Annotated in this window: 12 protein-coding genes; 8 read left to right on the top strand and 4 right to left on the bottom strand. The window is 52.2% G+C overall.

Translation table 11 applies throughout. The features are described from left to right. Positions 1 to 9 precede the first annotated feature (9 nt). The 3 genes from ACJ8W9_RS03930 to ACJ8W9_RS03940 are packed head-to-tail and all read right to left on the bottom strand — an operon-like array spanning position 10 to position 3,843. Positions 10 to 1,146: an enoyl-CoA hydratase/isomerase family protein gene (locus ACJ8W9_RS03930; RefSeq protein ID WP_411358585.1), complete on the bottom strand. Its 1,137-nt coding sequence runs from the start codon at positions 1,144 to 1,146 to the stop codon at positions 10 to 12. A 27-nt stretch (positions 1,147 to 1,173) separates the two neighbouring features. Further along, positions 1,174 to 2,331, bottom strand: a complete 1,158-nt coding sequence (locus ACJ8W9_RS03935; protein ID WP_411360453.1) for an acyl-CoA dehydrogenase family protein — start codon at positions 2,329 to 2,331, stop codon at positions 1,174 to 1,176. A 12-nt stretch (positions 2,332 to 2,343) separates the two neighbouring features. Next, positions 2,344 to 3,843, bottom strand: coding sequence for a CoA-acylating methylmalonate-semialdehyde dehydrogenase (locus ACJ8W9_RS03940; protein ID WP_411358588.1), 1,500 nt, complete (start codon positions 3,841 to 3,843; stop codon positions 2,344 to 2,346). Between the two features lie 124 nt (positions 3,844 to 3,967). On the opposite strand from ACJ8W9_RS03940, the gene ACJ8W9_RS03945 reads away from it, so the two are divergent. Next, the gene (locus ACJ8W9_RS03945; protein WP_411358589.1) at positions 3,968 to 4,858 is read left to right on the top strand and encodes an AraC family transcriptional regulator; all 891 of its coding nucleotides are present in this window, start codon (positions 3,968 to 3,970) and stop codon (positions 4,856 to 4,858) included. A 27-nt stretch (positions 4,859 to 4,885) separates the two neighbouring features. Further along, positions 4,886 to 5,734 (top strand): EamA family transporter, encoded by an 849-nt coding sequence (locus tag ACJ8W9_RS03950; RefSeq protein WP_411360456.1) that lies wholly within the window; start codon positions 4,886 to 4,888, stop codon positions 5,732 to 5,734. Positions 5,735 to 5,737: 3 nt separating this feature from the next. On the opposite strand, the gene ACJ8W9_RS03955 is transcribed toward ACJ8W9_RS03950, so the two are convergent. Next, positions 5,738 to 6,916 (bottom strand): acetyl-CoA C-acyltransferase, encoded by a 1,179-nt coding sequence (locus tag ACJ8W9_RS03955; protein WP_411358591.1) that lies wholly within the window; start codon positions 6,914 to 6,916, stop codon positions 5,738 to 5,740. Between the two features lie 208 nt (positions 6,917 to 7,124). Between ACJ8W9_RS03955 and ACJ8W9_RS03960 the strand changes: the two genes are divergently transcribed. Genes ACJ8W9_RS03960 through ACJ8W9_RS03985 form a run of 6 tightly spaced genes read left to right on the top strand, consistent with a single transcriptional unit; the run spans position 7,125 to position 14,007 of the window. Next, positions 7,125 to 7,544 (top strand): MerR family transcriptional regulator, encoded by a 420-nt coding sequence (locus ACJ8W9_RS03960; RefSeq protein WP_411358592.1) that lies wholly within the window; start codon positions 7,125 to 7,127, stop codon positions 7,542 to 7,544. Further along, the gene (locus ACJ8W9_RS03965) at positions 7,541 to 8,710 is read left to right on the top strand and encodes an isovaleryl-CoA dehydrogenase (protein ID WP_411358594.1); all 1,170 of its coding nucleotides are present in this window, start codon (positions 7,541 to 7,543) and stop codon (positions 8,708 to 8,710) included. Before ACJ8W9_RS03960 ends, ACJ8W9_RS03965 begins: the two co-directional genes overlap by 4 nt. A 23-nt stretch (positions 8,711 to 8,733) precedes the next feature. Continuing rightward, positions 8,734 to 10,341: a carboxyl transferase domain-containing protein gene (locus tag ACJ8W9_RS03970; RefSeq protein ID WP_411358595.1), complete on the top strand. Its 1,608-nt coding sequence runs from the start codon at positions 8,734 to 8,736 to the stop codon at positions 10,339 to 10,341. An 11-nt stretch (positions 10,342 to 10,352) separates the two neighbouring features. Continuing rightward, positions 10,353 to 11,138 (top strand): enoyl-CoA hydratase/isomerase family protein, encoded by a 786-nt coding sequence (locus tag ACJ8W9_RS03975; RefSeq protein WP_411360459.1) that lies wholly within the window; start codon positions 10,353 to 10,355, stop codon positions 11,136 to 11,138. Beyond that, a complete protein-coding gene (locus ACJ8W9_RS03980) occupies positions 11,138 to 13,114 on the top strand; it encodes an acetyl/propionyl/methylcrotonyl-CoA carboxylase subunit alpha (RefSeq protein ID WP_411360461.1) in 1,977 nt (658 codons plus the stop codon). Before ACJ8W9_RS03975 ends, ACJ8W9_RS03980 begins: the two co-directional genes overlap by 1 nt. Next, the gene (locus ACJ8W9_RS03985) at positions 13,111 to 14,007 is read left to right on the top strand and encodes a hydroxymethylglutaryl-CoA lyase (RefSeq protein WP_411358599.1); all 897 of its coding nucleotides are present in this window, start codon (positions 13,111 to 13,113) and stop codon (positions 14,005 to 14,007) included. Before ACJ8W9_RS03980 ends, ACJ8W9_RS03985 begins: the two co-directional genes overlap by 4 nt. The last annotated feature ends 4 nt before the right edge of the window (positions 14,008 to 14,011 follow it).

Below are 14,011 nucleotides of genomic sequence, written 5' to 3' on the forward strand. Positions count from 1 at the left end.
TTCTTGAGCTTATGCACCTAAATCGGCAAGTGGATGTTCACCCTGTTGCCATGGTGAAGTGAAGAATGCATCTACCTCTTCCGCACTCACCTCAGCCACCGAGGTATGTTGCCATTTAGGTTGCTTATCTTTATCAATCAGCAGTGCGCGAATGCCTTCAGCAAAATCACCGCGGGTTGCGCATTTCACTGATAATGTCAGTTCCAATCGGAAGCAATCGGGCAAACTTAAGTCTTTGCCTAAGTGCAATTGGTTCCACACTAAGTGCGCCGTCATCGGACAGCCACTGGCAAGCGTTTTACTCGCACGACTGAGCCATTTGTCATCGCTCTCATGCGTCGTAATCGCCTCGACCACGCTTACCACATCGTCACCCGCAGTGAGTTGCTTGATCAGGTCATGTTGCGCTTCAACTTGCCCCGCTGGACGCAACTTGGCATCTTCATTGCCCAACTGTTGCAACACATCGCTGACTTTCTGTTGATTCAAACTGGCGGTTTCCCCCCACTGAATCGCGCTAAGCGCATCCAACACCTGTTGCTTGCGCTCGCTGGCGACAAAATGATCGGCAAGATGCAAGAACTGCGCATCACTGGCGTTCATATGCGCACCGGTGAGACCAAGGAACAAACCACAACCTTCCGGCATTTGATTCAAAAAGTGCGTAGCGCCAACGTCTGGATACAAGCCAATGGTGACTTCCGGCATAGCAAGCAATGAGCGCTCTGTAACGATGCGATGACTGGCGCCGTTCATCAGCCCCATACCACCGCCCATGACGATACCATCGGCCCAGACGATAAACGGCTTAGGAAAGGCATGAATGGTGTAATCTAAGCGATATTCTTGGCTAAAAAAGTCAGCGACTTCGTCCACCAGTTCACCGGGCTGATCACGCATGGCGTTGTACATGGCAACGATATCACCACCCGCACAGAAGGCTTTTTCGCCAGCACCTTCAAGCCATACTGCGGCGATGTCATCATCGCCCGCCCACTGCTCCAACTGCGGTTGCAGCAGCTGAATCATGTCAAGACTCAAGGCATTCAGTGATTTTTCCGAATTCAAGCGCGCGATACCGAGGCGTTTACCACACTCGGTAGTGCGCTCTTCAAATTGCACGACTTTTGTTTGTGCATCTGTCATTTGCTTCTCCTTGCGATTGCTGAGCGCCTATAAAATGGCGCGATCGATATCAGCAAGTAAACGGCGACCGATAATCACGCGCATGATTTCGTTGGTGCCTTCGAGAATCTGGTGCACACGGACATCACGCACATGGCGCTCCAATGGGTATTCTTTGATATAACCGTAGCCACCGTGGATCTGTAGCGCTTCGTTACAGACTTGAAAACCGACGTCGGTGGCAAAACGTTTGGCCATGGCACAGTAAGTGGTTTTATCGGCATCATCGCTGTCCACTTTGAACGCTGCGAGGCGCACCATTTGTCGTGCTGCAACGAGCTCGGTCGCCATATCCGCAAGCTTGAATTGCAAGGCTTGGAAGTGTCCCAACTGCTTGCCAAATTGCGTGCGTTCGAGCATGTAGTTGCGCGCCGTATCCAGTGCCGCTTGCGCCGTACCCACCGAACAAACCGCAATATTGATGCGCCCGCCGTCGAGTCCCATCATAGCAAACTTAAAGCCTTCGCCTTCTTCGCCTAACAGGTTCTGCGCCGGAATGCGCACATCTTCCAACGTAACTAAGCGGGTTGGCTGTGCATTCCAGCCCATTTTCGCTTCTTTTTTACCGTAACTGATGCCTTCAGCGTCAGCTGGCACCACGAATGCTGAAATGCCTTTGGGCCCAGCTTCGCCGGTCCGCGCCATCACTACCAAGACATCGGTGCTGCCTGCACCCGAGATAAACATTTTCGAGCCGTTCAAAACGTAGTCGTCGCCGTCGCGCTTAGCGGTCGTGCGCAAGCTTGCAGCATCAGAGCCTGAACCCGGTTCGGTCAAACAGTACGAGCCCAGTTTCTCACCGGTCACCAGCTCTGGTACCCACTGCTCAATCACTTCGGGCTTGGCGAATGAACCAATCATCCATGCCACCATGTTATGAATGGTCATCATTGCGGTGGTCGCGGTGCACCCCGTCGCTAGCTGTTCAAAAATCAGCGCAGCGTCGAGTCGGCTCATGCCAAAACCACCTGCCGATTCTGGGGTGTACATACCCATAAAGCCCATTTCACCGGCTTTACGGAACACTTCGACAGGAAAGTGGGACTGTTCGTCCCACTCCGCTGCAAAAGGTGCTAATTCTTTATCAGCAAAGGCACGCGCCGTGTCGACAAAGGCTTGTTGATCATCGGTTAAATTGAAATCCATGCGGTACTCCAATTACTTCAAGTGAATCGTCATATTTGGCCCGTTGGCATCAGCAATATCGCTTTCGAACCAACGCGCAGTAATGGTTTTGGTCTCGCTATAGAAGCGCACAGCTTGCTTACCGTAAGCATGCAAGTCACCAAAGAATGAACCTTTCCAGCCAGTGAATGAGAAGAACGGCAGTGGCACCGGAATCGGAATGTTAATACCGACTTGGCCCACTTCAACTTCATGTTGGTATTTGCGTGCAGCAGCGCCACTCGCAGTGAAAATCGAGGTACCATTACCGTAAGGGTTGGCATTCACCAACGCAATCGCATCTTCGAGAGTATCGGTGCCAGTTGCACATAATACGGGACCAAAGATTTCGTTTTTATAGATTTCCATCTCGGTTGTGACACCACTGAACATGGTCGGTCCAACCCAGTTGCCGTTAGGGAAGCCTTCGACCTGACAGTTCCGACCGTCAACTAAGAGTTCGGCGCCTTCTTTCACCCCTTGCTCAATAAAGTTTTCGACGCGCTGTTTTGCTTGTGGGCTGATCAGTGGGCCGTAAGCGGCGTCTTTGTTGTCCCATGCACCAGGACGAACTTTTGCCAACTCGGCCGCGACTTCTGGAATCCACTCTTGCGCCGCGCCAACAAATACCGCAACTGAAATAGCCATACAACGTTGACCCGCAGCACCTACCGAAGCACCTACCAAATTGCTAATCACTTGGCTCTTGTTCGCATCAGGCATGATCACACAGTGGTTCTTCGCGCCAGCAAAGGCTTGTACACGTTTCATATTCTCGGTACCACGGCGATAGATATATTGACCGACCGGTACTGAGCCGACGAATGAAATAGCCCGAATCGCCGGTTCATCCAGAATAAAATCAACTTGCTCCTTGGCACCATGCAGCACTTGCAACACGCCTTTTGGCGCGCCAGCTTGCTCGAACAGCTCTACCAAGCGCGTTGGCGTCAGTGGATCTTGTTCAGATGGTTTTAAAATAAAGGTGTTACCGCAGGCGATAGCCAATGGGAACATCCACAGTGGAATCATCGCTGGGAAGTTGAACGGGGTGATACCTGCACAGACACCCAAAGGTTGCGTGTAGCTGTACGAATCAATGCCGCGTGCCACGTTCTCTACCGTCTCACCCATCAACAATGATGGAATATTGGCTGCGTGTTCAACAACTTCAATGCCACGCCAAACATCACCTTTGGCATCGTCAAAGGTTTTACCGGTTTCGCTCGCCAAGATCTCGGCGATTTCATCGTGGTGTTCTTTTAATAGTGCTTGATAGCGCATCATCACGCGTGCGCGCTCAGAAACCGGTACTTCCTTCCAAGTTAAAAAGGCTTGTTTGGCGCTGGCAACTGCCGCAGCCATTTCGTCTTGGGTCGCACAAGGCACTTGCGCAATCACTTCTTGGGTCGCCGGATTCGTCACATCGATCCATTTGTCAGACTTCGACTGGACAAATTCGCCCCCGATATAAAGTGGAACTTTTTTACTCATTAGAAATACCTCGTTGTTCTGAATGGTTGCTATGCCGCGTATTTAAGCACTGAACACGCCGCTTTAACATTAACATTATTGCCCCTATAATGGACAAAATTGTCATTTGTTAGGTGCAAGACCGATGAGCCAACCGTCCAGCTGGCCACTTCCTGCCGGTAGTTCTCGCGTGGTGTTGCCGCTCGAGCTTACCAGTTACTTAGCGACCCATCCGTTGAGTCGCCACTTTTATCCGTTGGCCTATGGCCATTATCTCAGTGCCGCTGAGCATCATGTTGAAAGAACGCAGCACACCGACCATTTGCTGATATTTTGTCATCGTGGCCGCGGTCACTACCGCGTCCAGACCGCCGACAGCTGGCAATATGGTAGCCTCAGCAGCGGGCAATTGTTGCTATTACCGGCTGGCTTTGCCCATGCCTACTACGCCGATGCGCAAGAACCATGGAGCATTTACTGGGCGCACTTTAGCGGTAGCGCAGCGACAAAAAGCATGGATTTACTTGGTCTAGCACCACCACAATTTAGTCTAGCCCTGCAAAACTGGCGTAGTCTGTTACCAAGCGTGACCGATTTGCTTAACTTGCAACACCAGCGCTGGCAAAAGCAGCGCGCCGTGCAGGCTGCTACCCTCTTACAAAACTTATATGCGCAACTGCCAGGACTTACTGAGACAACTCACACGGCCAAAGATTTCGACCTGCTTGCCCTCGAACGCTTCATGCAGGACAACAGCCATCGTGACCTTGATCTTGCCGATCTTGCTGCGGTGGTCGGTCTTTCACGCTATCATTTCGCGAAGAAATTTAAGACCGTCACCGGCACCTCGCCGATGCGTTACTTTAACGAGCTCAAAATCAAACTTGCGTGTCAGCAACTCGACACCAGCACCGACACGGTGCGCGCGATTGCGCAAAGCCTTGGTTTTGATGACCCGTACTATTTTTCGCGCTTATTTAAAAAAGTTATGGGGCTCGCCCCAAGCGATTACCGCGATAGTCATCGCCAGTTTTAAATTCGTACCAAACAAGGACCGCAAACTATGTGGATACTCTGGGCCGTCACCCTACTCTGGGCTGCAAGCTTCTCACTTATCGGTGAATTCCTCGCTGGCCGCGTCGATGGCTACATCGCAGTTTTTATTCGTATGGCCCTTGCCCTAGTATTGTTTTTACCGCTGTGGCGGCCACGCCGCCTAGCGTTATTGCGCCAATTGCAATTAGCCGGCATTGGCGCCATTCAAATCGGCATCATGTACTTGTTGCTTTATCATGCGTTCTTGTACCTAAGCGTCGCTGAAGTACTGCTCTTTACTATCTTCACCCCGTTGTACGTGACGCTGGTCGATGAAGTTCTATTTCAACGCAAACACTTACCGGCGCGCTGGTGGCTCGCAGCAGCATTGGCGGTCGTCGGCGCTGCCGTGATCCGCTTCAACCAACTCAGTGACGACTTCTTCATCGGCTTTTTGTTGATTCAGAGCGCCAACCTCTGCTTTGCCGCGGGTCAGGTATTTTATAAACGCTTACCACTTGGCTCTGAACGCAATCAATTGCATGTTTTCGCACTGTTCTTTATCGGTGCAGCGCTCACTACTGGCTTCGCTATGTTCAGTTTCGCTGACTTTACCATGATGCCTACCACAGCGACCCAGTGGGGTATTTTACTGTGGTTAGGACTGGTCGCCTCAGGTGTTGGTTATTTGGCATGGAACCTTGCCAGCAAACGCGTCAATACCGCGCAATTAGCGACCATGAACAACATGCTGATTCCCGCCGGACTACTGGTTAACTTTGCGTTTTGGGGGCAAGACGTCAACTGGTGGCGTCTTGCCCTCGGTGCCATCGTCTTACTTGGCGCGGTAGCGCTTGCTTCGCGCCAACCGCGCTAAGGCTTACAGCAGCTCAACCGCAACTGCAACGGCTTCACCACCACCAATACACAACGAGGTTACGCCGCGTTGTTTGTTGTGGCGACGGAGCGCGTGCAATAGCGTTACTAGCAAGCGTGCACCACTGGCGCCAATCGGGTGACCTAACGCGCAAGCACCGCCGTGGACGTTCACCTTGGCGTGGTCTAATTGCATTTCATTGATCGCTAACATGGTGACCATGGCGAAAGCTTCGTTGATTTCCCATAAATCAACGTCGTCTTTACTCCAACCAATGTTGTTCAATAACTTAGTCATGGCGCCAATCGGTGCCACAGTGAATTCTGCCGGCGCTTGCGAATGAGTGGCATGCCCTACAACGCGAGCTAGCGGCTGTAAACCACGTGCTTTAGCGTCGCTTTCGCGCATCAAAACCAAGGCTGCAGCACCGTCTGAAATGGAACTTGAGTTCGCTGCGGTAATAGTACCGTCTTGGGCAAACGCAGGGCGCAAACCAGGAATTTTTTCCGGCATCGCTTTGCCCGGCTGTTCATCAATACTGACCGTGACTTCGCCTTTGCGCGTGCTATAAGTGACGTCGACAATCTCTTCGGCAAAGGCACCCTCAGCAATAGCTTGTTGTGCACGCGTCAGTGATTCAATCGCAAAAGCATCCATCGCTTCACGATTTAAGCCGTATTCATCAGCAGTGCCCTGCGCATAGCAACCCATGGCCTTGCCTTCGTAGGCATCTTCTAGACCATCCAACATCATGTGGTCGTAGATGGTGTCGTGCCCCATGCGGAAACCCGCACGGGCTTTCTTCAACAAATACGGCGCGTTTGACATGCTTTCCATACCGCCCGCTACCACCACATCCGCCGAGCCGACGTGCAACAAGTCATGCGCAAACATCACCGCCTTCAAACCCGAGCCACAGACTTTATTGATGGTGGTGGCGCCAGCACTTTGCGGCAAGCCCGCATAAAGACTCGCTTGACGTGCCGGAGCTTGACCCAAGCCTGCTGGCAACACATTACCCATAATGACTTCGTTCACATCACTAGCGCTTAAACCACTGGCAGCAACGGCTGCTTTAATAGCTTGGGCCCCCAAATGTGGCGCATCTACCGCGTTTAAGCTTCCTTGAAAGCCGCCCATCGGCGTGCGCTTCGCCGCCACAATCACCACTGCATCAGACATAAAACCCCCTCCTCAAAAACCGTGTATCGCTATTCGTGCGCTGCGCTGTTCGTATGGTCGGCTGCGCCTCCCTGTTCGAAGAAAACACGAACAGTGCGAAGCACGGACGAACAGCGAAGCGGACGATTGACGAATCGCGCTTTTAACCTTTACGTTAACGTCAACTTGGATTAAGCTTAACCCTCTCAACAGCCACAAGCAAGCAAAAATGAAAGACATTACCACCTACAGCATCGGCGAACTGGCACGTGAATTTGACATCACCACGCGCAGCATTCGCTTTTACGAAGATCAAGGTTTATTGACCCCGACTCGGCAAGGTCAAACGCGGTTGTATACCAACAAAGATCGGGTGCGGTTGAAACTGATTTTGCGTGGTAAACGCCTTGGATTCTCGCTTGCCGAGACCAAGCGTCTGTTTGATCTTTACGACATGGAGAACAGTAGTGTTCGCCAGTTACATACCGTTTTAGAGCTGATTGAAGATAAGCGTTCGTCGCTGCATCAACAGCTTGAAGATATCAAAGTCCTATTAGTTGAACTCGGTAACCTTGAAGAGCGCTGTCGCGATGAACTGCGCGAGCTTGATCAAGGCACACCACCAGCAGTGAGTCAGGAGTCCGTATGATTAATCAATTTAGTAGCCTCAATTTCGGCCTCGGCGAAACCGCCGAAATGATCCGCGAATCGGTAAATGCGTTTGCCCGCGACGAGATTGCCCCGCGTGCGGCAGAAATCGATGAGCAAAATGAATTCCCAAGTGATCTGTGGCGCAAAATGGGTGACCTCGGCCTACTTGGCATGACGGTTCCTGAACAATATGGTGGTTCCGGCTTAGGCTATTTAGAGCATGTAATCGCCATGGAAGAAATTAGCCGCGCTTCTGCTTCAGTGGGCTTGAGTTATGGTGCGCACTCAAACTTGTGTGTGAACCAAATCGCTCGTAATGGTAGTGAGGCGCAAAAGCAAAAATATTTACCTAAGCTGTGCAGTGGTGAGCATGTCGGTGCACTGGCAATGAGCGAACCTAACGCTGGGTCGGACGTGGTGAGTATGAAGCTGCGTGCTGAGCTCAAAGGCGACCATTATGTGCTCAACGGCAATAAAATGTGGATCACCAATGGTCCCGATGCCGATGTGCTAGTGGTATATGCGAAGACCAACCCCGAGAAAAACTCGCGCGGTATCACCGCATTTATTATCGAAAAAGACTTTCGTGGTTTTCGCACTGCGCAAAAACTCGATAAACTCGGTATGCGCGGCTCAAACACCTGTGAACTGGTGTTCGAAGACTGCAAAGTCCCGGTTGAAAATGTCATGGGCGAAGTCGACGGTGGCGTTGCGGTACTGATGAGTGGTCTTGATTATGAACGTGCCGTCCTTGCGGCGGGCCCGCTGGGAATTATGCAGGCCTGTTTGGATGTGGTGGTGCCCTATATTCACGACCGTAAGCAGTTTGGCCAAAGCATCGGTCAGTTCCAGTTGGTGCAGGGCAAAGTCGCAGATATGTACACCCGCACCAATGCTGCACGCGCTTATGTGTATGCTGTGGCGCAAAGCTGTGACCGTGGCGAGACCACGCGTAAAGATGCCGCTGGAGCCATCTTGTATGCTGCCGAATTAGCCACTCAATTGGCACTCGATGCAATTCAATTACTGGGCGGTAACGGTTACATTAACGAGTACCCTACTGGGCGCTTATTGCGCGACGCGAAATTATATGAGATTGGTGCGGGCACCTCAGAAATTCGCCGTATGTTGATTGGTCGCGAACTGTTTAGCGAATCAGCGTAACTAGCTCAAGCAAGGAGATACCTGTGACGGTTCTGAATAGCTCGGTCAACGTAAAAGATGAAACCTTTATTGCCAATCAAAAGGCAATGCAGGAGGTCGTGGACGATCTCTACGCCAAGGTTGCCCAGATCAAACAAGGTGGCGGTCCCAAATATCAAGAACGCCATCTCGCACGCGGCAAACTACTGGCGCGCCAGCGTATTGAAAAGCTACTCGATAGTGGCTCACCGTTCCTCGAAATTGGCCAGTTTGCGGCGTGGGATTGTTATGAAGATGAGGTTCCAGCAGCTGGCGTAGTTGCGGGTATTGGACAAGTCGAAGGCGTGCAATGCATGATCGTGGCGAACGATGCGACGGTCAAAGGTGGCACCTACTACCCATTAACGGTGAAAAAGCACTTACGCGCACAAGAAATTGCCGAGCGTTGCCACTTACCTTGTATTTACTTGGTAGATTCTGGCGGTGCATTTTTGCCACGCCAAGACGAGGTTTTCCCAGACCGGGATCATTTTGGCCGCATTTTCTTCAACCAAGCGAATATGTCTGCCAAAGGCATCCCACAAATCGCCGTCGTCATGGGTTTGTGTACGGCCGGCGGTGCTTATGTGCCAGCGATGGCCGATGAAAGCATCATTGTTAAAGAACAAGGCACCATCTTTTTGGCCGGACCGCCATTGGTCAAAGCTGCCACCGGTGAAGAAGTTAGCGCTGAAGAACTCGGTGGCGCCGATGTACATACGCGCATTTCGGGTGTTGCCGACCATTTTGCGATGAACGACGAGCATGCCCTGGCATTGGCGCGACGTTCTGTCGCACGGCTTAATTTTACTCCGGCGCAGCCACTGCAACCCTCGGCAGTGAAGCCGCCGCGCTATGCGGCCGAAGAGCTCTACGGTATTGTCGGCACCGATTTGCGCAAGCCTTATGATGCGCGTGAGGTAATCGCTCGCGTCGTCGATGATTCCGACTTCGATGAATTTAAACAGAACTATGGCAACACCTTGGTCACTGGCTTTGCACGTATTTACGGTTATCCGGTAGGAATCGTCGCCAATAACGGCATTCTATTCTCGGAGTCTGCCCAAAAAGGCGCACACTTCATTGAACTTTGTGCACAGCGCAAGATCCCCTTGGTGTTTCTGCAAAATATTACCGGTTTTATGGTCGGTAAAAAATACGAGGCAGAAGGTATTGCCAAGCATGGCGCGAAAATGGTGACTGCCGTTAGTTGTGCGCAAGTACCTAAGTTTACCGTGTTAATCGGTGGTAGCTACGGCGCCGGTAATTATGGCATGTGCGGCCGTGCCTACGACCCAACGCTGATGTTTATGTGGCCGAACGCGCGTATTTCGGTGATGGGCGGCGAACAAGCGGCGGGTGTGATGGCGCAAGTCACCAAAGATAACCTAGCCCGCAAAGGCGAGAAAATGTCGGCGGCAGCTGAGAAAAAGCTGAAACAACCCATCGTTGAACAGTATGAAAAGCAAGGCCATCCCTACTATGCTTCAGCCCGCTTGTGGGATGACGGCATTATTGACCCGGCGCAAACGCGCACGGTGTTGGGCTTGAGCCTAGCCGCCGCCAATAACGCTCCGATTGCCGACACTAAGTTCGGCGTGTTCCGCATGTAAGCCGAGGTGTTATGAACTTTCAATATATAAGCTTAGAACAGCAAGGTAACGTTGCGACATTGACGTTGAATCGTCCCGATGTGCACAACGCGTTTGATGACGTGATGATCGGTGAGTTGCTAGCCGCATTGGAGCAGGTAAGTAAAGATGCGAATGTACGGTTACTGGTATTGCGTTCGAACGGTCGTAATTTCTCGGCCGGCGCTGACTTGGCGTGGATGCGCTCGATGGCAGCGAAGAACTACGAGCAAAACATCGCTGATGCCGGTGAACTCGCGCGATTGATGCAAAACTTAGATGAACTCAGCAAGCCGACGTTGTGTTTAGTGCAAGGCGCAGCCTTCGGCGGTGCCGTGGGGCTTGCGGCTTGCTGCGATATTGTCGTCGCGGAGGCACAAGCAAGTTTCTGTTTAAGCGAAGTCAAAATTGGCTTGATTCCAGCGGTCATCAGCCCTTATGTGATGCGTGCTATCGGCACCCGCCAAGCACGGCGCTATATGCTGACTGCAGAGCGCTTCAACGCTGATACCGCGCAACATTTGGGCTTAGTTCATGAAATTGTCGACGATCTTGACGCCGCAATCACTGAATTCGGCAGTACTTTATGTGCCAATAGTCCGGCCGCAGTGAGCGCAGCCAAACAACTCATTGCTGATTTAGATCAGCAGCCGCTCGATGACCACGCCCAACGACTGACCATCGAGCGTATTGCCGAAATTCGCGTATCCGCCGAAGGACAAGAGGGCCTGAGCGCCTTCCTTGAAAAGCGCAGCCCGAACTGGAAAAAGGATTCGTAATGATTGCCAAACTTTTAATTGCCAACCGTGGTGAAATTGCCTGTCGGATCATTCGTACTGCGCGGCAAATGGGCATCCGCACTGTTGCAGTCTATTCCGCAGCAGACCGGCAGGCGCAGCATGTGCAACTGGCAGACGAGAGCGTATTTATTGGTCCAGCACCGAGCGCTGAAAGCTATTTAGTAGTGGATAAAATCATCGCCGCAGCCAAACAAACCGGTGCCGATGCCATCCACCCTGGCTACGGTTTCTTGTCGGAAAATGAAGCTTTCGCCGACGCTTGTGCCAGCAATAGCATTATTTTTGTCGGCCCGCCCACCAGCGCCATTGCGGCAATGGGTTCAAAGAGTGCGGCCAAGTCGATCATGAGCGAAGCCGAAGTGCCGCTGGTACCCGGCTATCATGGCAACGAACAGGGTCTTGAGAAACTGCTGGCCGAAGCTGAACAAATCGGCTTTCCAGTGCTGCTCAAAGCAGCTTATGGCGGCGGTGGTAAAGGCATGCGCATTGTCGAATCGGCAAAACAGTTTAAAGAAGCCTTAGCTTCAGCCAAACGTGAGGCACAGGCGGCTTTTGGTAACGACAAAATGTTGGTCGAAAAATACCTTACGAAGCCGCGTCACGTGGAGATTCAGGTGTTCTGTGATCAACACGGCAATGCGGTCTACCTTGCCGAGCGTGACTGTTCCGTGCAGCGCCGCCACCAAAAAGTTATCGAAGAAGCCCCTGCTCCAGCGCTAAGTGAGCGCACTCGACAAGCTATGGGCGAGGCTGCGGTGCGCGCAGCACAGGCCATTGATTACGTGGGTGCAGGTACCGTTGAGTTTCTGCTCGACACCGATAATCGTTTCTATTTTATGGAAATGAACACGCGTTTACAGGTAGAGCATCCCGTTACCGAAATGGTCACCGGACAAGATTTAGTCGCGTGGCAATTACAAGTGGCCGCGGGCGAGCCTTTGCCGCTCAGTCAAGACCAAGTGCAATTACATGGTCATGCATTTGAAGCACGTATTTACGCTGAAGATCCGCATAATGATTTCTTACCAAGTACGGGCGTGTTGCATCATTTGCGCACCCCTAACCCAGCAGCTGATGTACGTATCGACAGTGGCGTAGTCGAAGGCGATGAGGTGAGCGCCTATTATGACCCGATGATCGCCAAGTTGGTGGTCTGGGGTGAGGATCGCGCAACCGCGCTACGCAAACTACTGCAAGCCTTAGATAGTTATCGGATTGCCGGTGTACGGACCAATATCGATTTTCTGCGCAGCATTGCACGGCATCGCGACTTTGCGCAAGCAAACCTCACCACCCGCTTTATCGAGAAGCATGAAAAAGTGCTGTTTGCCGATTACACCGAACAACAAATTCAAGATCACGCGGTGCTGGCAGCTTTGGCGGAGAACTTGTTGGAACGGCCCAGTTCAGGCGCCGACGTGTGGCAACAGGCGCGCGGTTTCCGCCTCAACCAGCCGGCACACTTCGCCCTCGAACTGCTGTATCGTGACGCGCCGATAAGTGTTGAATTGCAACAAACCAGTCATGGCTGGCGCAGCCAATTCGATAAGCGTATCTGGCAGGCGGAACTCAATGGCGATTGTTTGTCGGTCAGTTGCGATGGGCACGGCTATCAAGTTTACGTAATGCAAGACGCACAAAGTATTACGGTGTTCTCGCAGTCAGCTAACTTACACTTCCAACGCCATTTAGTCGCTGATACGCTCAGTCAAGAAAAAGCAGCCGGTAGTATGACCGCGCCGATGAACGGCACCATTGTTGAAGTCTTAGTACAACAAGGCGATACCGTTGAGGCTGAGCAAGCGCTCGTGATCATGGAAGCGATGAAAATGGAATATACCATTCGCGCAGCCCACGCTGGTACCGTCGAGCAAGTGTTTTACGGCGCTGGTGACTTGGTGAGTGATGGCGCTGAATTAGTGAGTTTGAGCACAGATACCACAGGTGATGCATGAGCAACACAAGCATTAAACTGGTCGAAGTAGGCCCTCGCGATGGCCTGCAAAATGAAGCGTCAGTATCGACTGAGAGTAAAATTCAGTTGGTTGATGACCTCAGTGCTGCTGGGGTGCGCTACATTGAAACTGGTTCTTTTGTGAGCCCCAAATGGGTGCCACAAATGGCTGATAGTGCGGCGGTTTTTGCCGGTATTCAACGCCGCGAGGGGTTCACCTACGCGGCATTGACGCCTAACATGAAAGGTTTTGAGGCAGCGCTGGCGGCCGGCGCTGATGAAGTTGCGATTTTTGGCGCCGCCTCTGAGGGCTTCAGCCAAAAAAACATCAACTGTTCGATTGCCGAGAGCTTGACCCGCTTTGAACCGGTCTTCGCTGCCGCACAACAAGCAGGTTTGCGGGTGCGCGGTTACGTCAGTTGCGTCCTTGGCTGCCCTTATGACGGTGACATCGCCCCTAGCCAAGTTGCTTGGGTGGCGCAACAGCTCGCTGCAATGGGCTGCTATGAGGTATCCTTAGGCGACACCATTGGTGTTGGCACGCCATTGAAAGCTCAGCAAATGCTCGAAGCAGTGGCCAAGCAAGTTCCCATGGAACAACTTGCGCTGCATTTTCACAATACCTATGGTCAAGCACTCGCTAACATCGCCAGTTGTTTACCCATGGGCGTACGCACTATTGACAGTGCTGTTGCTGGCTTAGGCGGATGTCCTTACGCCAAAGGCGCTAGCGGCAATGTTGCCAGTGAAGACGTGGTCTATATGTTGCATGGCATGGGCTACGACACCGGTATTGACCTTACCGCCTTGATTCAAGCGGGCGCTCGTATCTGTCAGAGCCTCGGGCAACAGCCGCGCTCCAACGTCGCGCTAGCCGAATTAGCAAAACAATAAATCA

Origin of the sequence: Pseudidiomarina salilacus, assembly GCF_047323925.1 — a bacterium.
GTDB lineage: Bacteria > Pseudomonadota > Gammaproteobacteria > Enterobacterales > Alteromonadaceae > Pseudidiomarina > Pseudidiomarina salilacus.

Coding starts and splice junctions, on each gene's coding strand:
- ACJ8W9_RS03930 (WP_411358585.1), bottom strand. CDS start 1,146: ATGACAGATGCACAAACAAAAGTCGTGCAATTTGAAGAGCGCACTACC.
- ACJ8W9_RS03935 (WP_411360453.1), bottom strand. CDS start 2,331: ATGGATTTCAATTTAACCGATGATCAACAAGCCTTTGTCGACACGGCG.
- ACJ8W9_RS03940 (WP_411358588.1), bottom strand. CDS start 3,843: ATGAGTAAAAAAGTTCCACTTTATATCGGGGGCGAATTTGTCCAGTCG.
- ACJ8W9_RS03945 (WP_411358589.1), top strand. CDS start 3,968: ATGAGCCAACCGTCCAGCTGGCCACTTCCTGCCGGTAGTTCTCGCGTG.
- ACJ8W9_RS03950 (WP_411360456.1), top strand. CDS start 4,886: ATGTGGATACTCTGGGCCGTCACCCTACTCTGGGCTGCAAGCTTCTCA.
- ACJ8W9_RS03955 (WP_411358591.1), bottom strand. CDS start 6,916: ATGTCTGATGCAGTGGTGATTGTGGCGGCGAAGCGCACGCCGATGGGC.
- ACJ8W9_RS03960 (WP_411358592.1), top strand. CDS start 7,125: ATGAAAGACATTACCACCTACAGCATCGGCGAACTGGCACGTGAATTT.
- ACJ8W9_RS03965 (WP_411358594.1), top strand. CDS start 7,541: ATGATTAATCAATTTAGTAGCCTCAATTTCGGCCTCGGCGAAACCGCC.
- ACJ8W9_RS03975 (WP_411360459.1), top strand. CDS start 10,353: ATGAACTTTCAATATATAAGCTTAGAACAGCAAGGTAACGTTGCGACA.
- ACJ8W9_RS03980 (WP_411360461.1), top strand. CDS start 11,138: ATGATTGCCAAACTTTTAATTGCCAACCGTGGTGAAATTGCCTGTCGG.
- ACJ8W9_RS03985 (WP_411358599.1), top strand. CDS start 13,111: ATGAGCAACACAAGCATTAAACTGGTCGAAGTAGGCCCTCGCGATGGC.